The sequence below is a fragment of the Nocardia sp. NPDC047648 genome (assembly GCF_040642815.1).
Classification (GTDB): Bacteria; Actinomycetota; Actinomycetes; order Mycobacteriales; family Mycobacteriaceae; genus Nocardia; species Nocardia gamkensis.
The window spans coordinates 205991-229993 of sequence record NZ_JBEYSX010000006.1 but is presented as its reverse complement, the minus strand read 5'-3'; the positions used below and the strand labels follow the sequence as shown (position 1 = coordinate 229993).

Annotated in this window: 20 protein-coding genes; 7 read left to right on the top strand and 13 right to left on the bottom strand. The window is 69.3% G+C overall.

The annotated features are described in order from the left end of the window. Positions 1-25: 25 nt before the first annotated feature. Positions 26-2242, top strand: coding sequence for an aminodeoxychorismate synthase component I (gene pabB, locus ABZ803_RS15605; RefSeq protein ID WP_357037753.1), 2217 nt, complete (start codon positions 26-28; stop codon positions 2240-2242). Positions 2243-2261: 19 nt separating this feature from the next. On the opposite strand, the gene ABZ803_RS15600 is transcribed toward pabB, so the two are convergent. Next, on the bottom strand, positions 2262-2762 hold the full coding sequence (locus ABZ803_RS15600) for a hypothetical protein (RefSeq protein ID WP_357037750.1): 501 nt from the start codon (positions 2760-2762) through the stop codon (positions 2262-2264). Positions 2763-2847: 85 nt separating this feature from the next. Between ABZ803_RS15600 and ABZ803_RS15595 the strand changes: the two genes are divergently transcribed. Continuing rightward, a complete protein-coding gene (locus ABZ803_RS15595; RefSeq protein WP_357037747.1) occupies positions 2848-4875 on the top strand; it encodes a TerD family protein in 2028 nt (675 codons plus the stop codon). A gap of 7 nt (positions 4876-4882) precedes the next feature. On the opposite strand, the gene ABZ803_RS15590 is transcribed toward ABZ803_RS15595, so the two are convergent. From ABZ803_RS15590 to ABZ803_RS15570, 5 genes are all read right to left on the bottom strand, one after another. Beyond that, entirely contained in the window at positions 4883-5608 is a 726-nt protein-coding gene (locus ABZ803_RS15590; RefSeq protein ID WP_357037744.1) for a TetR/AcrR family transcriptional regulator, read from the bottom strand. An 8-nt stretch (positions 5609-5616) separates the two neighbouring features. After that, complete coding sequence (locus ABZ803_RS15585; RefSeq protein ID WP_357038127.1) at positions 5617-6846, bottom strand: cytochrome P450; 1230 nt, start codon at positions 6844-6846, stop codon at positions 5617-5619. A 177-nt stretch (positions 6847-7023) separates the two neighbouring features. After that, a complete protein-coding gene (locus tag ABZ803_RS15580) occupies positions 7024-8430 on the bottom strand; it encodes a DUF1254 domain-containing protein (RefSeq protein ID WP_357037741.1) in 1407 nt (468 codons plus the stop codon). 154 nt (positions 8431-8584) lie between these two features. Then, a complete protein-coding gene (locus tag ABZ803_RS15575) occupies positions 8585-9994 on the bottom strand; it encodes a DUF1254 domain-containing protein (RefSeq protein ID WP_357037739.1) in 1410 nt (469 codons plus the stop codon). Positions 9995-10210: 216 nt separating this feature from the next. Next, positions 10211-10504 (bottom strand): hypothetical protein, encoded by a 294-nt coding sequence (locus tag ABZ803_RS15570; protein WP_040865713.1) that lies wholly within the window; start codon positions 10502-10504, stop codon positions 10211-10213. A gap of 294 nt (positions 10505-10798) precedes the next feature. On the opposite strand from ABZ803_RS15570, the gene ABZ803_RS15565 reads away from it, so the two are divergent. Beyond that, positions 10799-11074 carry a hypothetical protein gene (locus tag ABZ803_RS15565; protein ID WP_040865712.1) on the top strand — a complete coding sequence of 92 codons (276 nt, stop codon included), beginning with the start codon at positions 10799-10801 and terminating at the stop codon, positions 11072-11074. A 109-nt stretch (positions 11075-11183) separates the two neighbouring features. Here the strand turns inward: ABZ803_RS15565 and ABZ803_RS15560 are convergent, their stop codons facing one another. The 4 genes from ABZ803_RS15560 to ABZ803_RS15545 all read right to left on the bottom strand — a co-directional run bounded on the left by ABZ803_RS15560 (position 11184) and on the right by ABZ803_RS15545 (position 16606). Beyond that, positions 11184-12479 carry a VWA domain-containing protein gene (locus ABZ803_RS15560; protein ID WP_357037735.1) on the bottom strand — a complete coding sequence of 432 codons (1296 nt, stop codon included), beginning with the start codon at positions 12477-12479 and terminating at the stop codon, positions 11184-11186. Positions 12480-12564: 85 nt separating this feature from the next. Further along, positions 12565-13470: a glucosyl-3-phosphoglycerate synthase gene (locus ABZ803_RS15555; protein ID WP_357037732.1), complete on the bottom strand. Its 906-nt coding sequence runs from the start codon at positions 13468-13470 to the stop codon at positions 12565-12567. Next, positions 13467-15188, bottom strand: a complete 1722-nt coding sequence (locus ABZ803_RS15550; protein WP_357037729.1) for an MFS transporter — start codon at positions 15186-15188, stop codon at positions 13467-13469. The genes ABZ803_RS15555 and ABZ803_RS15550 overlap by 4 nt, the downstream gene beginning before the upstream one ends. Continuing rightward, positions 15185-16606, bottom strand: coding sequence for a condensation domain-containing protein (locus ABZ803_RS15545; RefSeq protein WP_357037726.1), 1422 nt, complete (start codon positions 16604-16606; stop codon positions 15185-15187). Before ABZ803_RS15545 ends, ABZ803_RS15550 begins: the two co-directional genes overlap by 4 nt. Positions 16607-16837: 231 nt before the next feature. Here ABZ803_RS15545 and ABZ803_RS15540 point away from each other — a divergent pair, with 231 nt between their 5' ends. After that, the gene (locus ABZ803_RS15540) at positions 16838-17902 is read left to right on the top strand and encodes an alpha/beta hydrolase family protein (protein ID WP_357037723.1); all 1065 of its coding nucleotides are present in this window, start codon (positions 16838-16840) and stop codon (positions 17900-17902) included. Positions 17903-17909: 7 nt separating this feature from the next. Here the strand turns inward: ABZ803_RS15540 and ABZ803_RS15535 are convergent, their stop codons facing one another. Continuing rightward, a complete protein-coding gene (locus tag ABZ803_RS15535; RefSeq protein ID WP_357037720.1) occupies positions 17910-19367 on the bottom strand; it encodes an SDR family oxidoreductase in 1458 nt (485 codons plus the stop codon). Between the two features lie 137 nt (positions 19368-19504). Between ABZ803_RS15535 and ABZ803_RS15530 the strand changes: the two genes are divergently transcribed. From ABZ803_RS15530 to ABZ803_RS15520, 3 genes are all read left to right on the top strand, one after another. Continuing rightward, positions 19505-20641 (top strand): AI-2E family transporter, encoded by a 1137-nt coding sequence (locus ABZ803_RS15530; RefSeq protein ID WP_357037717.1) that lies wholly within the window; start codon positions 19505-19507, stop codon positions 20639-20641. A gap of 84 nt (positions 20642-20725) precedes the next feature. Then, positions 20726-21241, top strand: a complete 516-nt coding sequence (locus tag ABZ803_RS15525; RefSeq protein WP_357037714.1) for an OsmC family protein — start codon at positions 20726-20728, stop codon at positions 21239-21241. 48 nt (positions 21242-21289) lie between these two features. Continuing rightward, entirely contained in the window at positions 21290-22585 is a 1296-nt protein-coding gene (locus ABZ803_RS15520) for a bifunctional o-acetylhomoserine/o-acetylserine sulfhydrylase (RefSeq protein ID WP_040865707.1), read from the top strand. 49 nt (positions 22586-22634) lie between these two features. On the opposite strand, the gene ABZ803_RS15515 is transcribed toward ABZ803_RS15520, so the two are convergent. Together ABZ803_RS15515 and ABZ803_RS15510 are read right to left on the bottom strand one after the other, a co-directional pair. After that, positions 22635-23135: a hypothetical protein gene (locus ABZ803_RS15515; RefSeq protein ID WP_357037710.1), complete on the bottom strand. Its 501-nt coding sequence runs from the start codon at positions 23133-23135 to the stop codon at positions 22635-22637. A gap of 23 nt (positions 23136-23158) precedes the next feature. Continuing rightward, positions 23159-23599 carry a hypothetical protein gene (locus ABZ803_RS15510; RefSeq protein ID WP_357037706.1) on the bottom strand — a complete coding sequence of 147 codons (441 nt, stop codon included), beginning with the start codon at positions 23597-23599 and terminating at the stop codon, positions 23159-23161. Positions 23600-24003 lie beyond the last annotated feature (404 nt).

The following is a 24003-nucleotide window of genomic DNA, read 5'->3' as shown; positions in this document are numbered from 1 at the left end:
GGTGCGGCGTAGGGTTTCCAGAACCATGCACACGCTGTTGATCGACAACTACGACTCGTTCACCTACAACCTCTACCAGCTGATCAGCGAGGTGAACGGCGTCGAGCCGGCGGTCGTGCGCAACGACGAGGCGCGCACGGTCGCCGAACTCGATCTGGGCCGCTTCGACAACGTCGTGGTCTCGCCCGGACCCGGTCGGCCCGGCGTGGCACGCGACATGGGAATCTCCACGGCGGTGATCGTCGAGAGCGACCTGCCGTTGCTCGGGGTGTGCCTGGGCCACCAGGGCATCGTGGTCGCGGCGGGCGGCGTGGTCACCGAGGCGCCCGCCGCCAGGCACGGGTATCTCGACCGCATCCAGCACGACGACCGCGACCTGTTCGCCGGGATTCCGCAGGGCTTCACCGCGGTGCGCTATCACTCGCTGTGCGCGCTGCGACCGCTGCCGGACGATCTGGAGGTCACCGCGCTGTCCGGTGACGGCGTCGTGATGGGCGTGCGGCATCGCGCGCGCCCGCAGTGGGGCGTGCAGTTCCATCCGGAATCGATCGCGAGCGAGTTCGGCGCGGCGCTGCTGCGCAACTTCGCGAAGCTCACCGCCGCGCATCGAAGCAGGCGTGCCTCCACGGTGGGGAACCCGTCGATCGCCCCGGCGCGCGATCGCGTGGCGGAGCCGGTCCCGGCACGATTCCCCCTCCCCGACGCGGCCTCGCCCGTGCCGCTCGCGGCCGAGCAGTTCCCCGCCGCGGCCGTCGAACTCGATCGCGCGTCATCCGCTGGGCGCACCGGCCCGATGCGTTCCGTGCCGCGGACCTACCGGCTGCAGCGGGCCGTGCTCGAACGGCCGATCGATACCGAGCGCGCGTTCGTGCAGTTGTACGGCAACTCCCCGACGGCGTTCTGGCTGGACAGCGAGCATGTGGAGCCCGGAGCCGACCGGTTCTCCTTCCTGGGCGACGCGAGCGGTCCACTGGCCGAGGTGCTGCGCTATCGCGTGGGCGACGGCGAGGTGACCGTCGAGTCCTCCGACGGGCATCGGCGCACCGCGCCGGGCGGCATCCTCGATTTCCTGGCCGCCGAGTTGCGCACGCGCCGGCTCGAATTGCCCGATCTGCCCTTCGATTTCGTCGGCGGCTACGTCGGTTATCTCGGTTACGAGGTGAAAGCCGACTGCGGCGGGAACGCGGTTCACCGCGCCACGACCCCGGACGCCCAGTGGATCTTCGCCGACCGGATGGTGGTGGTCGACCATGTCGGCGGGCGCACGCACCTGCTGGCGCTGAGCGACGACGTGGAGACCGCCCGATCCGCCGCCGACTGGCTGCGCGACACCCGCGAAACCCTGAACACCCTCCCGACCTGGACGAATCCGCCGCCGCTCGAAGTGCCGCCGGACGATGACGCCGTCGAGCCACTGCTCACCCGCGGCCGGGAGCGCTATCTCGCCGACATCGCGGTCTGCCAGGAGCGGTTGCACGCCGGCGAGTCCTACGAGATCAACTTGACCGACAGCGCCACGATCCCCGCCACCGCGGCCGACGGCCTCGATTTCTACCGCACGCTGCGCCGGTGCAACCCCGCCCCGTACGCCGCCTACCTGCGCTTCGACGACCTCGACATCGCCTGCTCGTCGCCGGAGCGCTTCTTGAAGGTCGACCGCCGCCGCATCGTGGAGAGCAAGCCGATCAAGGGGACCGCGCCGCGCGGCGCGACACCCGAGCAGGACGAGCGCCTGCGCCGCGAGCTGGCCGACAGCCCGAAGACCAGGGCGGAGAATCTCATGATCGTCGATCTGCTGCGCAACGATCTGGGCCGGGTCTGCGAGATCGGCAGCGTGTATGTCCCGAAGCTGATGGCCACCGAGCAGTACGCGACCGTGCACCAACTGGTCTCGACGGTGCGCGGCAGGCTGCGCCCGGAGATCGGCGTGGTCGATTGCCTGCGCGCCTGTTTTCCCGGCGGCTCGATGACCGGCGCGCCGAAGCTGCGCACCATGGAGATCATCGATGCGCTGGAAACCAAAGCGCGCGGCGTCTATTCGGGCACGATCGGTTTCCTCGGGCTCGGTGGCACCGCGGACCTCAACATCGTGATCCGCACCGCCGTGCGCTACGGCGGACGCTGGCGGATCGGAGCGGGCGGCGCCATCGTGCTCGACTCCGACCCGGCCGACGAGTACCACGAGGTCCTGCTCAAGGCGGCCGCCACGTTGCGCGCGGCCGCCGACCACGCGCACCACTGAACGCGAGCGTCCTTCTCGACTATTTGCGCCGCTTCGTCGGCTTGCGCCGGGCGGGCTGCTCGGCGGGTTGTTCCTCGGCTGCGCTCAGGCCCGCCAGCTTGCCGAGCAAGGCGATGCCGGGCAGTTTCGCCAGACGCCCGAACACGTCCTCACCCAGCGAGATCATCGCTTCCAGCCGGGGCAGCAGCCGGTCGTAGGCCGCGAAGGCCGGATCGGCCAGGGCCAGCGTGCGGTCGAGCCGATCGATGGTGGAGTTGAGCCGCTCGATCGCGGTCGAGAGGTTCTCGATGAGGCCGGGCAGTTGGGCGGCCAGCTGCGCGGACGCGGGCGGCAGCCGCACCGCCGTGTCGAACGCCGAGGTCGCGGTGAGCTGGGCGGCTTCCAGCGCTTGGCCCGCGGCCGTCTGCGCCGCTTCGACCGCCGCCTGGGCGGCGGCGAGGACGTCGGCGGGGCCGGGCACGCGCCCACTGGGCAGTCTCGGGGTCGGCGGCTTACGACCCGGGCGTTTCGGGTTCGTCATGGGGAACACTGTGCCGCACGCCCCGCCGAAGGACCTCCCCTCGCGCGTTCGGCGTGTCGGAGGGGCGTGGCATAGTTCGAGCACAATGAAACTCAGCAAGGGCGCGAACGCAGCGGTACCGACATCCCTTCTAGCCGTGGTTGTTTCATGGCGATCGGAGCACGCGGTGGACGCGCACGCCTTGCTGCTGGACGCGAACGGCACGGTCCGCTCGGATCGGGACCTGGTGTTCTACAACGCGCCGCGGCACGTCTCCCAGGCGGTCACGCTCGATCAGGAACCCGCGCCGGGCACCGCGCGGCTGAGCGTCTCGCTGCCGCGCACCGAAGCGGACGTCGAGCGCATCGTCGTCTCCGGATCGGTGGAGGGCAGCACCTTCGGCGACATCCGGGAGCTGACCGTCGCCGTGCACTCGGTCGACGGGGTGGTCGCGGCGTTCGAGGTCGACGACGCGGACGCGGTCTCGGCGCTGATGTTCGGCGAGTTCTACCGCCGCGACGGGCAGTGGCGGTTCCGCGCGATCGGCCAGGGCTGGTCCAGCGGGCTGGCCGGGTTGGTCGGCGAGTTCGGCGTGCAGGTCGACGACCCGTCGGCGCCCGCCCGCACCACCCATCCCACCAACCCGTTCCGGGTGCACCGATCGGCCGCGGTGGCACCGCCTCGCGAACGACTTCAGGCCGCCGCCGACTCCGGCCTCGACTCGGCCGAACGGGCCGATCGCCGCGACTTCGCCCAGCCCCGGCACGTCCCGCACGGGTCGTTCTCCTCCGGCCAGTCGCGCAGGAACGGCGAATTCGCTACGGCCGAGCGAACGGACGCATCGAACGCCGCCGCCGAACATGCTCCGGTGCAACGCGTCCGCGAGCACGACTACCAGGCCGAGAACCCGCCAGGGCGATCCGAAGGGCCCGAAGCACCACGCCCCGGCACACCCGCATGGCCACGCACCGAAGTGCTCGGCCGCGCGGACACCGCTCCCCTCCCGCATACTCCCCGTCCGGTCGATCTCAATCGCTACACCCCCGAAAGCGCACCTCCCCCACCGCCCCCGGATCCCGAACGCGCGGACTGGCATCCGGATCCGGAGAACCCGCAGCGCATGCGCTGGTGGGACGGCGCAGGATGGACCGAGGACCGGTATCTGCCCCCTCCGCGCGGCGACCGCCACTGCGCTCGCTGCGCAAGTCCGCTGCGCCGCAAGTTCTTCGGCGGGTTCGCCCCGTGCCAGAGGTGCGCCGAAGAGATCGAGGAATACCTCGTCCATTGGCACACCCGGGCCTGGCGGGTGCTCACCGGCCACGGTCCGCGTGGCCCCGAGTGGGCGGCGCTGTGGGCGTCGTTGCGTTATCAGCGAATCGACGCCGAAGCCGGACGCGCGGCGTTGCGCGACGCGGCGCTCAGCTATGTGGAGCGGCTGGTCACCTTCGCCTTCGCCGACGGCGAGGTCAGGGACGCGGAGCTGGAACTGTTCGAGCAGGCGGTCACCGAACTCGGCCTCGGCGGACCGCTGATCGACGACCTGCGCAGACGGATGCATCGCGGCAACACCCTCTATCGGTTGCGCACGGGCGACCTGCCGGTGGTCCGCACGCCCGGCCTGCACCTCGACCCCGAGGAGACGGTGCACCTCGACCTGCCCGCGACGCACGTCCGTCAGCTCGCGCGCGGCCCGAAGGTCACCGAGGGCAGGCTGATCGGCAGCAACAAGAAGCTACGTTTCGTCGGCGCCGACACCGGTATCGAGATGCTTTGGTCAAGGGTGGTTTCCGTGCACGCGGAGCAAGGCGCGGTGGTGGTCGCCGCCACCTCGGCGCGCGGCGGCGCGACGTTCGCCGTCGACGATCCGGACTACGTCTCCGCCGCGCTGGAAGGCGCGCTGCGCGTGGCCAAACGTCTCGTCCTCACTCCGGGCCAGCGTGATACCCGCAGCATCTCGCAGGAGGTGAAGGCGCAGGTGTGGCAGCGCGACGGCGGGCGGTGCGTCGAATGCGGCGACGGGCACTACCTGGAGTTCGACCACATCATTCCGCTCAGCCGCGGTGGCGCGACCAGCGCGGCGAACCTCCAGATCCTGTGCCGCGCGTGCAACCGGGCCAAGGGCGCCCGCATCTAGCCCGGTCTCACTCGGTGAGCAAGCCCGCCGTGCGGCCCAGATCGGCGAGCATCGCGTCGAACAGGATCTCCGGATTGTCCAGCGGGATAGGGTAGTTCCCGAAGACCTCGAGTGTGACGTGCCCGTAGAGCCGCGCCCAGATCTGGATCATCAGATACGTCACCCCGAGATCCAGTTTCTCGGCGGGGAATTTCTGGCTCGACTCCGACAGCGCGGCCAGCAGTTCGGTCTGGAAGTGCACCAGGTCCTCGCGCAGCTCCGGTGGAATGACGTCGGTGGACGGCGTGACGATGTCGTAGGTGGCCAGCAGCCTGCCCGCCGTGGCCAGGAAGACCCGGCCGAAGGGCTCGTCGAAGCGGCGCAGCGCCCGGGCCTGCCCGGCGCCGGGCGAGGCGAACACCAGGGTGAACTCCCTGGTGTGCGTCAGCGCCCAGCGCCGGAAGCCACGGCAGATGGCGAAGAACTGCACGGCGCCGTCGTCGGGCAGCGTGGCGATCTCGGCGGTCAGTTCCGCCGCCAGGTCGGCGCAGAAGTCCAGCCGCAGTCGCTCCAACAGGTCTTCCAGCGAGTTGTAGTACCGGTACAGCGCGGGCGCGGTGACACCGAGTTCGCGCGCGATGGCGCGCAGGGTGACCGCATCGGGCCCGCGTTCGACCAGCAGCGCGCTGGCCACCCGCCGGATGTCGGTGTCGGTCACCACCGGCGCGCGACCCCGTGGTTTGGACTGTTGCACCGATCGATTCAAGCGTATTCGACTTCCCAGCGCTTGATTCCGTTCAGCCAGCCCGACCGCAGCCGCACCGGCTCGGCGACCTGCCGCAGGTTGGGCATCACGTCGGCGATGGCGTTGAACATCAGATCGATCTGCAGCCTGGCCAGGTTCGCGCCGACGCAGTAGTGCGTGCCGGTGCCACCGAAACCCACGTGCGGGTTGGGATCGCGCAGCACGTCGAAGGTGAACGGATCGGCGAAGGCTTCCTCGTCGAAATTGGCCGAGCTGTAGAACAATCCGAGCCGCTGGCCCTTCTTGATCTCCTGGCCGCCGAGCACGGTGTCCTGGGTCGCGGTGCGCTGGAACGCGGTGACCGGCGTGGCCCACCGGACGATCTCGTCGGGCGCGGTGCGCGGGCGCTGCTGCCGGTAGATCTCCCACTGCTCGGGGTGGTCCACGAACGCTTTCATGCCGTGGGTGATCGAATTGCGCGTGGTCTCGTTGCCCGCGACCGACAGCAGGATGACGAAGAACGCGAACTCGTCCGAGCCGAGGTGCTCGCCGTCGATGTCGGCGTTGACCAGCTGGGTGACGATGTCCTCGGCCGGGCAGGCGCGCCGCTGCTCGGCCATGTTCCAGGCGTAGCCCATCACCTCGGCGGTGGCGGCGTGGTGATCGCCGTCGAACTCCGGGTCGTCGTAAGAGATCATCTGGTTGGACCAGTCGAAGATCTTCTTCCGGTCCTCCTGCGGGATGCCGAGCAGCTCGGCGATGGCCTGCAACGGCAGTTCGCAGGCGACCTGTTCGACGAAGTCGCCGCTGCCGGACTTCTTCGCCTCGTGCACGATTCGCGCGGCGCGTTCGGTCAGCGCGGCGCGCAGGCTCTCCACCGCGCGCGGGGTGAAGCCCTTGGAGATGATGCGGCGGGTCTTGGTGTGCTTGGGCGGATCGAGGTTGAGCAGCAGCATGTCGCCGAGCATGTCGATCTGCTCGCGCGTGGTCTCCTCGTTGAACCGGATGATGGCGGTGTTCTCGTGCGAGGAGAACACCTCGGGATTCTTCGAGATCTCCTTGATGTGCGCGAGCTTGGAGACGACCCAGTAGCCACCGTCGTCGAACCCGCTGGCCCGATCGGGCTGCGCGCACCACCACACGGGGGCGGTGCGGCGCAGTTCGGCGAACTCTCCGATGGGCAGGCGGGTGGCCAGCACGTCGGGGTCGGTGAAGTCGAATCCCGTGGGGATCGAGGGCGTGGTCACGGTCACGGCTAACTCCTACGGCGGTCTGGGCGCAGACCTGACAACGATGCAGAGGACACGGTCAAGGAGATGCAACCACAGAACCACGCTTCGTGAACAGTGTTTAGTAAAACCTGTTTACTTTTTTCGGCGTCCGGCCCGGCCCGCCTCGCCGGGCCGGACACGCAGACCGGATCGTCAGAGCGTGATCAGCGGCGGTGGCTGCCAACGCCGCTGCAAGACGGCCGCTTTCGGGGCGAACAACGCCAGGGTCACCGAGAACGGGTCCGATTCCGGGATGGGCAGCCAGTTGCCCCCGGGGACGCCGGAACCCGGATCATCGTGCTGGAGCGTGAGGTCGAGGGAGCCGTCCGGGTTGAGCACGACGGGCACATGGTGACCGATCGAGTAGATCTCGGCCGGATTGGCCACCAGGTAATCGGCGGCATCGTAGACGGCCAGCGACCAGAACGCGTCCACCGGCGGCAGCTCGCCCGAGGCGAAGTGCAGCCGGAAAGGACCGGAGCCCGCGGGGACCGCCGTGAAGAGGTAATGCGCGTCCTCGGGCAGCGGGATGCCGAGCGCGCCGAACGCGGTGACCGCTCGCAGCAGATAGTCGGTGCCGTACCGGCCCGCCCCGAGGTCGGAAACCCAGCCGTTGTCGTTGACCGTGTTCGTCCCCAGGGTCACCGGGAGCTGCTGCTTCACGGTGTCGGCCGCGGCGGTCAGTTCACCGTCGGAGATGCCCTCGACCGCGCCGCCGGGCCGGATGCCGATCGCCGCGAAACGGCGCATGGCGGGCTCGTCCTCGGGAGCGGGCGGATCGACCGCAAGCACCGCGCACATCCGATCGAAGAAATCGCGCGCGTTCATCCCCATGACCTGATCGACCGGGCGTCGCGTCTCCGATTGCCCGCTGGGCGGCGCGCTCGCGGGCGGCTCGGCGCCCGCCCTCCACGCACTCAACGGAACCAGCCGCAACCTCTCCTGCACCGAGCGCACCACCGAGAGGTCCTTCTCGCCGTCGACCTGGATACGCACGATCAGCCACACCGTCGGCGTGGGCATCGGCAAGGGCATGAGACCTTCCGGCAGAGCACCCGACCAGCCTGGGCCGGTCACCGCGTAGGTGAACGGCGCCGACGCCGACCGCGCCTGCGGACGGACACTGCTCGGGTTGTGCACGTTGTTCGTCCAGGCGTCCAGCACCTGAGCCAGCCAGAACCGGCCCCCTTCCATCGCGGGGACGCTCAGCACCATCGGCTCGTTCGTCACGTCGAGCCACGCGGTCGAGTGAAGCGTGTCCGGGTCCGGCCGCGCCACGTTCCGTTGCGCGTGGGTCGGCAACGAAGTCTCGTGCTCGAACCGGTTGACGGGCGTGGACGCCTCCGCCGCCATCCGGGCAACGTCCATCAGCACCAGCGGAAAGCCGAACACATAGGCGTCCTTGGCGATCGCTCCGGCCTCGCTGGTCACCGTCGGGTGGGCCGAGTCGTCCTCGTCCGATCCGCCGCACGACGCCACGCCGAGCGCGGCCACCGACGCCGCCATCCCCAGCACGGTGCGCCGCGACAGCGCGGATTCACGGTAGGTCCGGTCGTCCATGATCCTGTTCCGTCTCCGATCCGATCGGTCGCCGAGCCGGTCCGTTCCGGAGTATAACCACCTCCGGCGGGAAAATAGCTGGTCAGCGCCCTGAACGGTCCGCGCGCCGAGCACCGGCGAGCGGCCGGGAACGCGCGGCGGGGCGGAGTGCGGGTCAGAGCACCGGCAGCAACGGCGGCGGACGCCAACGGCCGTGGATGGCCTCCTCCTTCGGCGCGTACATCCGCAGGGTCAGCGAGAATTGTCCGGCTTCGGGGATGGGCAGCCAGTTCCCGGCGGGAACAGAAGGGCCGGGATCGGCGTACTGCAACGCGATGTCGGTGGACCCGTCGGGGTTGAGCATCACCGGCTCCGGATGGCCCACCGCGTAGATCTCCGCGGGGTTGGGCACCAGATAGCTGTCGGCGTCGTAGGCAGTCAGCGACCAGAAGTTGTCGACGGGCGGTAGCTGACCCGGTGCGAAGTGCAGCCGGAATCGGCCGGTGCCGCCGTCGCCGGTGCCGGTCGAGGCGAACAGCGTCGGATAGAAGGCGTTCTCCGCCGGACTGGCGCCCAGAGCCACCCTCGCGATGGCGGCGCGGAGCAGATAGTTGGTGCCGAACCGGCCGACGTCGGGGTCGATGAGCCAGCCGTTCTCATTGACCGTCCGCGCGCCCAGATAGACCGGGATCTGCTGCTGGGCGGTGTCCACCGCGGCGGCGAGTTCCACGTCCGAGAGGCCTTCGACCGCGCCGCCGGGGCGGATTCCGATCGTCTCGAAGCGCCGCATGGCGGGCTCGTCCGCACGCGCGGGCGGATCGACCGCCATCAACGCGCACATCCGATCGAAGAACACCTTCGGGTCCATCTCGTCGACCCACTCCGGGGGTGGCTGCGCGATCCCCTCCCTGGGTGGCACGGCGGGCGGCTCGGTGCCCGCCACCCACGCGCTCAACGGAGCCAGCCGCAAGCGCTGCTGCAAAGAGCGCACAGCGGGCAGATCGCTCTCGCCGTCGACCTGGATCCGGACGATCAGCCACACCGTCGGCGTCGGCATCGGCAACGGGGTCAGCCCGGCGGGCAGGTCACCCGACCAGCCCGGGCCCGTCACCACGTAGGTGTACGGCGGCAATACCGATCGCGCCTGTGGACGGCGACCGCTGGGGTTGTGCACGTTGTTCGTCCAGGCGTCCAGTACCTGCGCCAACCAGAACCGGCCCCGGTCCATCGCGGGGACGCTCAGGACCATCGGCTCGTTCGCCAGATCGAGCCACGCGGTCGACCGCAAGGTGTCCCGGTCCAGCCGCACCACCTCGCGCTGCGCCGGGGTGGGCAGCGATGACGCGTGCTCGAACCGATTGACGGGCGTGGACGCCTGCGCCGCCATCCGGGTGACATCCATCAGCACCAGCGGGTACCCGAATTCGTAGGCGTCCTTGGCGATCGTGGCGGCGTCCCGGGGGACGGGATTCCGGTGCTCGGCCTCGCCGCATGCCGCCAATCCGAACGCGGCCACCGATGTCGCCGCGATGCCCAGCGCCGTGCGCCGCGACACCGTGAGCTCGCCCTCGGTCCAGTCGTCCATGATCCTGCTCCGCCTCCGATCCTATCGGGCACCGCGAGATCCGCACCGGAGTATAACCGCCCTCCGCAGCGAAAAACGCAGGTCAGCGGGGCAATCGTAGGACGGGGAGCCGAGTTCGGCGGAGTCCCCGGCGAGTGCCACGGGCGGCGATCCCACGCGGCACGCTCGTCGTCACCGACGAAGGCGCGCCGCAAGGATCGCCGCGACCGCCTGCGGTCAGAACTCCAGAACGGTGTTCATGATGGTGCCCGCGCTGGTGGCGACCACCCCGCCGAGCATCGCCCCCGCGATCATCTTCGGCGACTGCAATCCGCCGCCGCTCCACTTCTCCCAGGCGAATCTGCCGCCCGCGTAGATGATGCTGACGATGCCGGACGCGAGCGCGAACCAGGTCAGATACCGCACGAACTGTAAGAGCTTGTCCGCCAGGGGCGGAGCCTCCGGGGTCGGATTGCCGATCTGCGCCAACGTCGTGAACGAATCGCCGACCGACGCCAGAATGATGCTCACCGTCTACTCCCTCTACGCTCGAATGCAACCCTGCGTCGACCAGCAGCTATGCGAAAACTGTTCGACCACCGATGAATTCGGCCACGCCCAGGATACGGGCATGCGGCCCGCCGCGGTGTGCGCACGGTGCGGATCCTCCGCGGCCGCACACGAGTTCGGCTACCCGGGTGCGGGCAGGGGAAACACGAACTTCCCTGCGCTGCACCGACCTGACTGCATCGGGGCGAGCGAACGGATACGATCTTCTCAGCGATTCACTTGCCCCTGTCCCGAATCCAGAATGAGCGAACGACGATGATCATGGCCGCCGCTTTCGACACCTTGGCGCAGATCGGCAATCCCACCCCAGAAGCGCCGCCGATCTCCGACAAGTTCCTCCAACTGGTCCGCTACCTGACGTGGTTCGTCCTCCTGTCGGGCATCTGCGGCATCATCTACGCCGGTGGGCGCTTCGCCTGGGAGAAGTGGACCGGCGGCGGGCTCGAGTCGCCGAAGATGGTGGCGGGAGCCATGATCGGCGGGGTGATCGCCACCAGCGCCGGCACCATCATGAACGCCGTCATCGGCTGAGCCGCAGCGGAGCTATCGCCGCTGCCATAGCTTCTCGCTATGGCAAGCGGGCGCTGCTCCATGGGCAGGGCGGCTGCGGGCTCGCTGCGGCGATGACGCCCCCGCGCGTTCAGCGCAGGATGTTCGCGTTTCGCGCGGCGCGCAGCCAATCGGGGAACTCGCCGAGCAAGCGGGCGTAGAGCTGCGCGTCGTCGACCTGATCGATGTCGTCGAGAGCGAAGAACCCCGCGTTGTCGACCGCCCGATCGGACAATTCGTCCAGGGTGCGCAGCAGACCGTAGTTGGCGCGCCCGAGGCCGACGAACTGCCAGAACGCGGGCAGCAGCGAGGCCTCCCGCATGAGCGCGGCGATCTCGCGCTTCTTGGCGAAGCCCCCGTCGGTGAAGAACAACACGAGGGTGGGGCGACCGCCGGGGCGCAACGAGTCGATGATGTCGCGCATGATCGGCAGCTCCTCGTTGCGGGCGCCGAGCGCGTCGTAGTCGATGCCGCCGTGGGTGCCGGTGAGGTGCAAGTAGGTTCGCGCCCACTCCTCACCGCGCTCGACCGTGATGTCGGGCAGCTTGGCGAAAGAGCGGGCGTAGAGGTACGCCTCCAGGGTGCCGTCGTCGTCGAGCTGGGTGGCCACCGGGATCATCCGCTGCACGACGCGATGCACCACCTGGTCGCGATACTGCCGGTTCATGCTGCCGGTCTTGTCGACGACCAGAACGACGCGCGCGCGGATGCCGAAAGCGTTCTTGTCGACGAGGACTTTCGCGACCTCCCGCTTGCGCAGGTCCAGCTTCGCCCGCTTCTCGAAGGAGAGCCGCGCCTCGCCGGGGACGGTGAACACGTCTGTCGCCGGGGTGTGCCCTGCCGTCGGGACCGGCTCGGTTCGAATCGCGGACGAGGCCGCTACCGCCGGGGCGTCGTCCACGCTCACGCCGTGATCGGTGACCAGCGCGGCGAATCCGCCCGCATAACCTTGCCCGACCGCTCGCACCTTCCATCCGCCCTGGCGGCGATACAGTTCGAGCGCGATCACCACGGACTCGCTGCCCAAGCCCTCGATGCGGTACTCGTAGAGCACGTTTCCCGCCGCGTCGGCGACCGTGGCGACCGGAGGCGCGAACCCGCCGAAGGTCTGCGCCGGATCATCGAGAGTGAGCACCGCGCGTACTTGCGCGATATCCACCGGCAGGTCGCTCAGCGAAACCGACAGCGCGCCCGGCGTTCCTTGCCCCAGCAACACGCCCGGTGCGCTCGGCTGATTGAAGAACACGAAGTCCGCGTCCGAGCGCACCCTCCCCGCTTCGGTCACCAGCAGCGCCGACACATCGACCGCGGCCTCGGTGCGCACCGACACCAGCACGCGCGCGACATCCAATGTCCCGTTCTGACCTTTGACCAATGCCGCGCCCACCAAGACTCCCAGCCGTCGTCACTCCGAAATCGCCACCGGGATCAGCGTAAGTCCACCACCGGAAGGATGCGGGGCGTTCGCAGCGTCATCGAATACCCGCAGCGGTCAGCGTGACCATCGGTGGCCTGTCGGCCGTGGGCACCGCGCCGGGCGCCATGCGCCAGCCCGAGCCGTGCGGGAGGTACTGCGTCAGCGCCGCTCCCGAGTCGGGGATGCCGAGCCTGCCGAGCAGCGTCGCGATCACCTGCCTGCTCATCTCGGCCAGCTCGTGCAGCGGGCGATTGCGGTGCACGCGGGTGCCGAGGTCGACCTGCCCGATGGCGCCTGCGCCGTGCCTGCGCCAGGTGTCGATCAGCAGACCGATCTCGACGCCGTAGCCGGGCGCGAACGGCAACGCACGCAGCAGTTCCCGGGTGGCCGCGTACTCGCCGCCGAGTGGCTGGCGCAACTCGGCGAGCTGCGGGGCGAGCGCGGTGAGCAGCGGCCGGGCCACCAGCTGGGTGACGCGTCCGCCGCCGTCCGGCGCGTCACCGTGCGGGCGGCGGTAGAACCCCTTCACCAAGCGCAGTTCGTCGTCGGACAGCAGCGGCGCGAGCAGCGACGGCACGAACCGCGGGTCGGGAGCGACGAGATCGGCGTCGGCGAACACGATGAAGTCGCCCGAGGCCACCGCCAGCGACCGCCAGAGCACCTCGCCCTTGCCCGGGCACGGCGGCACGGCGGGCAGCGCCTGCTCGCGGGAGTAGACGGTCGCGCCCGCAACTCGCGCCCTGGCGGCGGTCCGGTCGGTGGAACCGGAGTCGAGCACGATCAACTCGTCGACCAGCGTGCCGACCAGGTCGCGGATCGAGGCGACCACGCCCGCCACGGTGTCTTCCTCGTTCAGGGCGGGGATGACCACCGAGACGCTGCGGTGCCCCTTGCGGTCGAGTAACTCGCCGTGCGACCACGTGCGGTCGTAGAGGACGACACCGGACGCCGATGAGCTCATGTGGGAGCGTCCTTTCCCGGACCGTGGCCCGTCGTGTTGTTCGCGGTGGCCGTGTCCCCCACCTCGCCGGGCGCCGTCGCTCCCGGCTCCCCGTTCCGCGGCGGCAGCGCCAGACTGAGTACGCCGAGCGCGAGCGCGGTCCCCGCGACCACCCACAGCATGGTGACGCAGGCGGCGAGAAAGGTGTGCGCTGCGGCGATCTGTCCGGCCAGATCCGCCCCCGCGCCAGGACAGGTGTGCGCGTCGAGGCGCGGGGTCGGCGAACGCAAGGCCGAGTCGGCGCAATCGGCGAACGAGGTGACTACTCGGTCGCGCTGCGCGGTCGTCGTCGGCGAATCCGTCAGCGACGCGGCAAGAACCGCTTTCGCGTGGCCGACGCCCAGGTCGGTGTCGGCGTCGACCCGGCGGAAGAACAGCGCGCCGAGCGCCGCCACCCCCAGCGAGCTACCGATCTGCTGCACGGTCGGCACCGTTCCGGACGCCGAGCCGGTCGCCCGCTCGGCGACGCCCGTCATCATCGCCGCGGGCAGCGGCGCGGCGAACAGTCCCATACCGGCTCCGGCGGCGAACACCGGGACCGCGAGCCGCCGCAGATCGATCGACGCGTCGGCGGGATGGACGGTGAGCGCGACGACGGCGATGGCGGCCGCGAACAGCAGCACACCGAGGGTCAGCCCACGGCTGCCCAGCCGCGTCACCAGGATCGGTGAGGCCAGCGCGCCGCACGCCCCGCCGATCGCGAAGGGCAGCACCAGGATCCCGGTCCGCAGGGCGGTGAACCCCAGTCCCGATTGCACCGTCACCGACACGGTGAACAAGAACGCGGTGAAGATTCCGAAGAACAGCAGCGTCAGCACGGAGCCGACCGCGAAACCGCGGTCCGCGAAGAGGTCGATCCGCAGCAGCGGGCTCTCCCCGGACCGCAGCCGCCTGCGCTGATGCCAGACGAACACCGCGAGCAGCGCGAGCCCGACGCCGAGCAGACCGAACAGCGAAGGCGGCCATCGCTGTTCGCGTCCGGCGGCGAGGGGATACAGCAGGGCCACCAGCCCACAGGTCACCAGTAGCGCGCCGGCGACATCCAGCCGTTCCCTGGTCGCGGGCTTGCCCACCTGCAGATGCCGGTGCGCCAGCAGCAATCCGAGCACGCACGGCGGCACGTTCAGCAGGAAGACGGCACGCCAGCCGAGACCGAACGGATCGGAGGCGATGACCGCCCCGCCGAGCAGCGGGCCCGCGATCGCCGCGAGGCCTGCGGCCGCGCCGTAGAGCCCGAAGGCCAACGCCTGCTCGCCCTTCGGGAACACCGCGCTGATGATGGCGATCACCTGCGCGGACATCGCGGCTGCCGCCAAGCCCTGCACGGCACGCGCCGCGATCAGCTCGCCCGGCAGGTGCGCCAGGCCGCACCACACCGAGGCGGCGGTGAACCCCGCCATGGCGCTGAGGAAGACGCGCCGCCGCCCGATCGACTCCCCGATGCGTGCGGCGGTCATCAGCGTGCCCGCGAAAGCCAGGCTGTAGCCGGCCACCACGAACACCTGGACCGAGCCGGGCGCCGCCAGATCCCGCGCGATGCCGGGCAGAGCGGTGTTCACGATCGTCATGTCCAGCATCTGCATGAACACCGCGAGCAGGCAGGCGCCCAGCGTTGCCCACGCCGCCGAGCCGGCGACCACCGGTGGCGGGCCGGTGACGATGCGCGCCCCCGTGCTCATGGAAGGGCGCCGACCCGCACCGCGCGGTCGCCGTTCGCCACGACGTCGGCGACGATCGTCCGCATGGCGGCGACGTAGCGACCGATCACCTCATGCGCCTGCGGGGTATCGGGGAACAGCAGACTGAGCGTGGTGACATCGTTGAACCGGTTGATCCAGATGTAGACCTCGCGCGAACTGCCGCGGTTGGCGAACATTCCGCCGTCGATCTTGTCGAACATCTCGACACCGGCCATCTTGCGGATGTCCAGGTAGGACAGCATGCGGGCGGTCCACCCGGGCCGGGTGCGGATCCCGAGTTCGGCCGGGGCGAGTTGCAACGCGCGGTGCAGGGAGACGTCGGTCAGGTCCTTGCCTTGGTCGTAGGCAGCCTGGGCCGCGGCGACCACCTGTGTGAACGACTGATCGGCGCCCACCGGAAAAGCCACCGGGGTCAGATTCGTGTACCACCCGACCGAGGCGGCCTCACCCTCGGTGCGGCGCGTGTTCACCGGTGTGAGACCGAAATACCAGTCGCCGCCCGCCAGTTCGACCTCCGCGAGCGCGGCCGCGGCGAACAGCCCGCCGGTGAACCGGCCGTCGTGGGCTCGGCAGACCTCCTCGAAACGCAGCGCACCCGGTTCATCGATCAGGACGGTGGTCACCTGCGCACCCCGGACGTGCTCGTCGTCGCCGACCCAAAGGTCCACCGGGAAGCCGGGAACGTCACCGCCGTTGCGCCGCAACAATTCCAGCCAGACCGCGATCTGCGGCGACTCGGCGGTCAGCTCGGCGCTGCGGCGGCGTTCCCGCTCGCAGTAGGCGATGTGACCGGTCACCGGCGCGGGAGTCAGACTGCCGCCGGACAATTCGCTGCCGTAGAGCGTCAACAGGTCCACACACGACAGCGCCTGTGCCACGCCATCGGTGTGCAAATGATCCACCGCCGCGTACATCGTGAACGACTCCGCGTGTTCGATGATCCCGAAACCGAAGCAGTCCCAGTCCAGCGGACCGGGCGTCTCGGCGAGGACGTGCGCCCGGATGGCGTCGCTGTCGGCGTAGAGACCGTGCTCGGTGGGCACCATCCGGATGTCGCCGGGGTCGAGAACACGGCGCTGCACCCGATCCGCCGCGGTGATGGCGAACCAGCTCCAGAACGTGTCGTGCCTGCGCAGGAAGGCCTCGACCGTGCGGGTCATCGCGGCGTGGTCCGGCGCACCGGGAATCGTGAACGCGATCATGCACACTCGCGAAACGCGCAAGCCCGCGTTCGCATTGCGGTGCGCGGTGCGCAGATACTCCTCCTGCTGATGGGACGGTGGCGCCGAATGCACCGGGGCGCGGGGCGCCGCGGCGAGCGATTCCGGTGCCGCCCGCCAACTGGTGAGCTTTCCCGCCGCAGGATGCCATTCGTCGATGAAACCGAAATTGACCACAGGTGTTCTCGATTCGTGCGGGTGAGGAGAATCCTCGACCGACCCCTTGAAAGTTAACGACAAAATCATGGGACCACCATTGCTGCCGCCGAATTTTGTGACCACCACCAGACCGCGGCTCCGGCGCCTCGTCGAGTATCCCAAGAATGCGCCTCCGCGCTTGCCGGACAGCGTGATCGCGCCCTACGTTCGCCAGCATTACAGTGCACGAACCGAATTCGGAGGTCGCGCGTGCGGGTTCGGACGACAAGCAGGCCGGGCGCGATCGTCACTTCGTTCGCCGTGGCGCTCGCGCTCGCCACCACGACACTGTTACCCAGTTGGCCTGCGGCTACAGCGCAGACGGGTCCGTCCGATCCGGTGGCCTCCGACGGATCACGGGTGCTCGAAGTAGGCCAGGACACCGGCCGCCTGACCGACGTGCGGGTCTATTCCGCCGCGATGGGCACCGCGGTCCCGGTGAAAGTAATCCGCGCGCCGGATATTTCGAGACCGGCGCCCGTGTTGTATCTGCTCAACGGAGCCAGCGGCGGCACCGGAGGAAGCAACTGGCCGAAGCAGACCGATATCGAGGATTTCTTCCGCGACAAACAAGTGAACGTCGTCGTGCCCATGGGCGGCGAGGGAAGTTATTTCGCGGATTGGCGGGTGGACGACCCGGTGCTCGGCCGGCAACGCTGGACGACATTCCTCACCAGAGAACTACCGCCCCTGATCGACGCCACCTTCGCGGGCAACGGCGCCAACGCCGTCGCCGGAATCTCCATGGCGGCCACCTCGGTGTTCCAGCTCGCGCTGGCCGCACCGGGGCTCTACCGCGCCTTGGGCTCCTACAGCGGGTGCGTGCGCACCAGCGACCCGCAGGGCCAGGCCATGGTCACCGCCGTCGTCACCCGCTGGCGCGGCAACACACTCAATATGTGGGGGCCGCCCACCGACCCGCAATGGGCCGCCAACGACCCCTACCTGCACGCCGAACAACTGCGCGGCACCGCCATCTACGTCTCCACCGGCACCGGCATACCCGGCCCGCTCGACACCCTCGACGGGCCGGGCATCGACGGCAACGGCGAGAAATTGATCAGCCAGCTCGTCACCGGCGGATTTCTGGAGGCCGTCATCGACCGGTGCGCCCACGACCTGAGCAAGCGGTTGGGCGAACTGGCCATCCCCGCCACCTTCGACTTCCGCCCCTTCGGCACGCACTCCTGGGGTTACTGGCAGCAGGACCTGCACAACTCCTGGCCGGTGATCGCCGCGGCGCTGGCGATCGAGGACTCCCCCGCTCCCGGTTAGCGGGGCATCACGTGCGGGACGATTCCGCGGCGCCGGTGATGTTGCGCGCCATCCCGCCGAAGATGACCGCGTGGAACGGCGCGATGGATTTCCAGTACAGGTGCCCGGCCAGCCCGTGCGGTTCGAACAACGCGCACTGGTGATAGGTGGCGCCCGGGCCGTCCGGCTCGACCGTGAGCTCGAGCCACGCGCGACCCGGCACCCGCATCTCGGCGCGCAAACGCAGCATCCGCGGTCGCTCCAGCCGCTCCACCCGCCACCAATCCAGCGCCTCGCCCTCGCGCAACCGGTGCGGGTCGCGGCGGCCACGGCCCAGACCGACGCCGCCGGCCAGCCGGTCTATCCATCCGCGCAGCGACCAGGCCAGCGGGAACGAATACCAGCCGTGTTCGCCCCCGATCGCCTCGATCACCCGCCACAGCGTCGCCGGGTCGGCGTCGGTGTGCCGTTCGCGCACATCCCGGTAGAGCGAACCGCCCGACCACGCCGGGTCGGTGGGCAGTGGATCCGACGGCGCGCCCGGCGAACGGGCGTCCGACCACCTGGTCGGCACGTCCAGATCGCGAATCTTCTGCAACGCCAGCGTCACCGCCCGCCGGTAATCGGTCGGCCCTTCCGGCGGGTCGGGAATGAGGTCGGCGATCGCGTGGTCGTGACAGACCACATCGTTGATCAGGGACTCCATCAACGGCACCGCGATCGCGCGGGGCACCGGGGTCACCAGATTCACCCACTGCGCGGACAACCACGGCGTCAGCACCGGCACCGGCACGATCAGTCGTCGCGGCAGCTGAGCCACTTCGGCGTAGCCGCGCATCATCTGCACGTAGGTCAGCACGTCCGGACCGCCGATGTCGAACGCGCCGCCGGCGCCTTCGGGCAGCGTCGCCGCCTCGGTCAGGTAATACAGCACGTCGCGCACCGCGATCGGCTGGATCCGGTTGCGCACCCAGCGCGGGGTGACCATCATCGGCAGGCGCTCGGTCAGGTAGCGCAGCATCTCGAAGCTGGCCGAGCCGGAACCGATGATCACCGCGGCCCGCAGCACCAAGGCGGGCACCGAACCCGCCCGCAGGATCTCGCCGACCTCGGCGCGGGAGGCCAGGTGCCGCGACAGCCGCTGCGCGTCCGGCACGATGCCGCCCAGGTAGACGATCCTGGTCAGCCCGGCGTCCGCCGCCTCTGCCGCGACCAGGGTGGCGGCCTCCCGGTCCACGGTGGCGAAGTCGGCCCGGGTCAGCGAGTGGATCAGGTAGTACAGCACGTCCTGGCCGTCCAGTGCGGCGCGCACATCGGCAGCGGAGGTCACGTCACCGGCCAGCACCTCGACGCTATCGCGCCAGGGCGCGTCGGCGAGCTTGCCCGGTGTGCGAGCCAGCACCCGCACCGTGTGCCCGGCGCGTAGCAGCTCGGGCACCAGGCGGCCGCCGATGTAGCCGGTCGCACCGAACACCACACAACGCACGGCAACCACCCTTCCGATGACCTGCTCAGGTGATGACCCCGGGCTGCCGGGTCAAACAGCGCGTTCCCGAGCTGTGCGGCTCGGGTGGGCGGCCGCGAGCCCTGATCGATCGGGTCCTCACGTGCCAGACTGGGCCGGTGAGCGAACGTAGCAAAAGCCACGGACCGGACAAGCCCGCACCGCGCGATCGCGGCGAGGTCATCGGTGCGGGCCTGGTGTGGCTGGCCAAGTGGGCGCTGTGCATCGTGGCTATCGCGGCGGGGGCGTGGGTGCTCGGATTCCTGGTCGCCCGGCTGTGGGTGGTGATCCTGCCGGTCGCGCTGGCGATCGTCGTCGCCACCGTGCTGTGGCCGCCCGTGCGCTGGCTCACCGCACGCGGCCTGCCGCCCGCCGCGGCCGCCTCGATCGCGGTGCTCGGTTTCGTCGGCGTGCTGGCCGGCATCATCGCGCTGATCGTGCCGTCGGTCGTGGATCAGGCGCCGGAACTGGCCGACAAGTCGAGCGCCGGTGTCGAACAGGTGCGCGACTGGCTGCAAGGCCCGCCACTGAGAATCCGTGACGAGCAACTGGATTCGGCCGTGGACGCGATCGTCTCCCGGCTCAAGTCGAGTTCGGAGCAGATCGCGAGCGGCGTGTTCAGCGGTGTGTCCACCGCGACGTCGGTGCTGGTCACGCTGTTCCTGGTGCTGGTGCTGGTGTTCTTCTTCGTCAAGGACGGACCGCGTTTCCTGCCCTGGCTGCACGGCGTTTCCGGCAGCCGCGGCGGCAAGCACCTGGAGGAGGTGCTCGGCCGGATCTGGGTTGTGCTCGGCGGGTTCATCCGCACACAGGCGCTGGTCAGCCTGGTCGACGCGGTGTGTATCGGGGCCGGGCTGGTCATCCTCGGAGTGCCGCTGGCACTGGTTCTCGCGGTGATCACCTTCCTCGGCGGATTCGTCCCGATGGTCGGCGCGTTCGTCGCGGGTGCGCTGGCGGTGCTGGTCGCGTTGGTAGGCAACGGTTTCGTGACCGCGCTGATCGTGCTCGGCATCGTCATCGCCGTGCAGCAGTTGGAAGGCAACGTGCTGCAACCGGTGCTGCAAAGCCGCAGCATGCAGCTGCACGCGGTCATCGTGCTGCTCGCGGTCACCGCGGGCGGCTCGCTGTACGGGATTGTCGGCGCGTTCCTGGCCGTCCCCGTGGTCGCGATGGCCGCGGTCGTCCTGCGGTACATCGGCGAGCAGATCGACGCGGCCACCGCGCCGCCGGAGCCCGAGCCCGAGACCGCGGACTGACCGCGTCGCGGGAAACGCCATCGTTGCACTCAGTCCGAATGTAACTCTCGCCGTCGCCCGCCGCGGTTCCTAGCGTCACTGGACATGACAACTGATGTGAGCACCCCGCTCAACGACATCGCCGACGCGACGGCCGGGGCCGTCGCGGAAGACGCGGCGAACGCGTTGGTGGTGTTCCGTGCCTCCGGAACCACGGAGGGGGCGGTGGGCAGCGCGATCACCCTCGGCAAGTACACCGTGCGCGTGGACGAACCGCCCGCGCTCGGCGGCGCGGACACCGCGCCCAATCCGGTCGAGGTGTATCTGGCGTCGCTCATCTCGTGTCAAGTGGTGACCTACCGGTTCTGGGCGCAGCGCCTCGGCATCACGATCGATGATTTGTCGGTGAGCGCCGAAGGCGATCTCGACGTACGCGGATTCTTCGGCTTGGATGACAACGTCCGCGCCGGGTTCCAAGCGGTGCGGGTGACCGTTCGCATCAGTGGACCCGACACCGAGCAGCGCTATGCCGAACTCCAGCAGGCCGTCGACGCGCACTGCCCCGTGCTGGATCTCACCACCGGGCGCACACCGGTCGACACCACCCTGATCACCGATTAGCCGCCGCCCCACCCCGATCGATCACCCACCAGAAGGAGGACCTCCCCGATGACCGAACCCGACCTGTCCCAGAACTGGAGCTTCGAGACGAAGCAGATCCACGTCGGACAGATTCCGGACGGCACGACGAACGCTCGCGCGCTGCCGATCTACCAGACCACCTCCTACACCTTCCGCGACACCGCGCACGCGGCGGCGCTGTTCGGTCTGGCCGAGCCCGGCAACATCTACACCCGGATCATGAACCCCACCCAGGACGCGGTGGAGCAGCGTATCGCCGCACTGGAAGGCGGCGTCGCCGCACTGCTGCTGGCCTCCGGGCAGGCCGCGGAGACCTTCGCGATCCTCAACATCGCCGGAGCGGGCGACCACATCGTCTCCAGTCCCCGGCTCTACGGCGGCACCTACAACCTCTTCCACTACTCGCTGCCCAAGCTCGGCATCGAAGTCTCCTTCGTCGACGATCCCGACGACCTCGAGCAGTGGAAGGCCGCCATCCGCCCGAATACCAAGGCGCTCTACGGCGAAACGATCTCCAACCCGCAGAATCACATCCTCGACATCCCGGGGATCGCGGGCGTCGCCCACGACAACGGCGTCCCGCTGATCGTGGACAACACCGTCGCCACGCCGTACCTGATCCAGCCGCTGGCCCACGGCGCCGACATCGTCGTGCACTCGGCGACCAAGTACCTCGGCGGACACGGCGCGGCCATCGCGGGCGTGATCGTGGACGGCGGCAAGTTCGACTGGACCGGTGGCCGGTTCCCCGGCTTCACCGAACCCGACCCGAGCTACCACGGTGTCGTGTACGCCGAGCTCGGCGCGCCCGCCTACGCGCTCAAGGCGCGCGTGCAACTGCTGCGCGACCTCGGCGCCGCGGTCTCGCCGTTCAACGCGTTCCTGATCAGCCAGGGCCTGGAGACGCTGAGCCTGCGGATCGAACGGCACGTGCAGAACGCGCAGGCGGTGGCCGAATTCCTCACCGGCCGTTCGGAAGTCACCTCGGTGTCCTACGCGGGCCTGCCGTCCTCCCCGTGGTACGAGCGCGGCCGCGCCCTCGCACCCAAGGGCACCGGCGCGGTGATCGGCTTCGAACTGGCCGGCGGCGTAGACGCAGGCAAGCGCTTCGTCGAGGCACTGCGGCTGCACAGCCACGTCGCCAACATCGGTGACGTCCGCTCGCTGGTCATCCACCCCGCCTCCACCACCCACTCCCAGTTGACACCCGAAGAGCAGCTGGCCGCGGGCGTCACCCCCGGCCTGGTCCGCCTCGCCGTCGGCATCGAGGGAATCGACGACATCCTCGCCGACCTGCGCGCCGGATTCGCCGCAGCCTCCTGACACGGTGCGCCCCGGGGTGATCGGCCCCGGGGCGTCGGATGACTTCCGTTCAGGCCGCGAGCGGCCCGACCGTGATCGCTCGCCCGTCGCGAGTGGTCACGGTAACCCGCGGTGTCTCGCTGCCGGTCGCGCGGATGACCGCGAACGCGAGACCGTCCGCGCCGATCGGCACGACGCATTCCTCGAACGAGGACGTAACCGAAAGGGACACCGCGTCGTGGGCGGCTCGGCCGATCACCGCGAACCAGCCCTCACCGAACCGGTCGGCGGTGGCCGACCGGAACCGGGTGCCGAGTCGTTGCAGCGCCTCCCAGGCCGGGGTGTGCTCGTGCCGAGGACCGGCCGGACGGGGTGCGCCCAACATCGTTCCGCGCGTCTTCCACTGGTCGCCGTCGGGGTGGACGAACACGATATAGCGGCCCCGGTCGCCGTCTACGAGGACTGCGACGATCTCGTCCCGGACGATAACGCTGATCGGGGCGAGGCTCGAGTCAGCGGCCGCGAGGGCATCGAGCGCCACGCTGACGGCTGGATGGTCCAGTGTGCCCATCGGCTGTGCCCTTCCCTGTCGTGTCAGCAGATCGCGGAAATGGTGGCACTGTTGTCGCCGCCGTCGTCCCACGTACCGGCGATCGCGGTCACCTCCACCTGGGTATGGAACCCGTAGAGAATTCCCGCAGACGAGCACGACGCGGAGTACAACGCTTGCACGTCGGGGTCGGTGCTGGTGTCGATGCGTTCGGCGTGCTTGTACCACTTCCCGTCGGCAGCATCGTAACGCCACAGCTTCGTGGTGACGCTGCGCATCGCAGGCCGACCGGTGCAGTGCACCTTGAACCCGTAGTTGATCGGGGCCATCGACCCGTGGTCGGTCTTCCACGGCTCGATGGCGTGGACGAAGCACACGATCTCGTCGTTCGCGGGGCGAACGGGTTCGGCGTTGGCAATGCTGGCCGTGCCGAGCACCAACGCGGTGGTGAATACGGTGACGCGGATCGCGATAGCAATGATCATGGATTCCTCCCGTTCCGGCGGTGTCCGGGTTCTCGAGGGCGTGTGTGGATCGTTTAGTCGTGTCTTCCGTTGTGCGCTGCTAGCCCACCCGCGCTACCTCCGTATCCGGGCCGGCACGCAATCCCGGATCGCACCTATCACCGCCAGCGCGGACGGCCGGTAAGAGTCGCTCGGAGCCCGCGCCCGGAACCGGTCACCGACACCATCAGCGGGTGACGGCAACGCGATCTGCGCACCGATTGGTGCGAGGGTCGCGTTCAGCCGGAACAACTCGGAGAACAGCGGCATGTCGTGCGGGATATCCGGCGCCACCAAGAAGGTCCACCGCTTCGAACGCGGGTGCGAGATGATCGGTCCGGCAGGACTACCGAGTTTCCGCATTCGTATCTTCACCATCGCCCCCA

Excerpts from the sequence above, each read along its gene's own strand:
- pabB (WP_357037753.1), top strand. The coding sequence starts at position 26 with ATGCACACGCTGTTGATCGACAACTACGACTCGTTCACCTACAACCTC.
- ABZ803_RS15600 (WP_357037750.1), bottom strand. The coding sequence starts at position 2,762 with ATGACGAACCCGAAACGCCCGGGTCGTAAGCCGCCGACCCCGAGACTG.
- ABZ803_RS15595 (WP_357037747.1), top strand. The coding sequence starts at position 2,848 with ATGAAACTCAGCAAGGGCGCGAACGCAGCGGTACCGACATCCCTTCTA.
- ABZ803_RS15580 (WP_357037741.1), bottom strand. The coding sequence starts at position 8,430 with ATGGACGACCGGACCTACCGTGAATCCGCGCTGTCGCGGCGCACCGTG.
- ABZ803_RS15575 (WP_357037739.1), bottom strand. The coding sequence starts at position 9,994 with ATGGACGACTGGACCGAGGGCGAGCTCACGGTGTCGCGGCGCACGGCG.
- ABZ803_RS15565 (WP_040865712.1), top strand. The coding sequence starts at position 10,799 with ATGATCATGGCCGCCGCTTTCGACACCTTGGCGCAGATCGGCAATCCC.
- ABZ803_RS15555 (WP_357037732.1), bottom strand. The coding sequence starts at position 13,470 with ATGAGCTCATCGGCGTCCGGTGTCGTCCTCTACGACCGCACGTGGTCG.
- ABZ803_RS15550 (WP_357037729.1), bottom strand. The coding sequence starts at position 15,188 with ATGAGCACGGGGGCGCGCATCGTCACCGGCCCGCCACCGGTGGTCGCC.
- ABZ803_RS15525 (WP_357037714.1), top strand. The coding sequence starts at position 20,726 with ATGACAACTGATGTGAGCACCCCGCTCAACGACATCGCCGACGCGACG.
- ABZ803_RS15520 (WP_040865707.1), top strand. The coding sequence starts at position 21,290 with ATGACCGAACCCGACCTGTCCCAGAACTGGAGCTTCGAGACGAAGCAG.
- ABZ803_RS15515 (WP_357037710.1), bottom strand. The coding sequence starts at position 23,135 with ATGGGCACACTGGACCATCCAGCCGTCAGCGTGGCGCTCGATGCCCTC.
- ABZ803_RS15510 (WP_357037706.1), bottom strand. The coding sequence starts at position 23,599 with ATGATCATTGCTATCGCGATCCGCGTCACCGTATTCACCACCGCGTTG.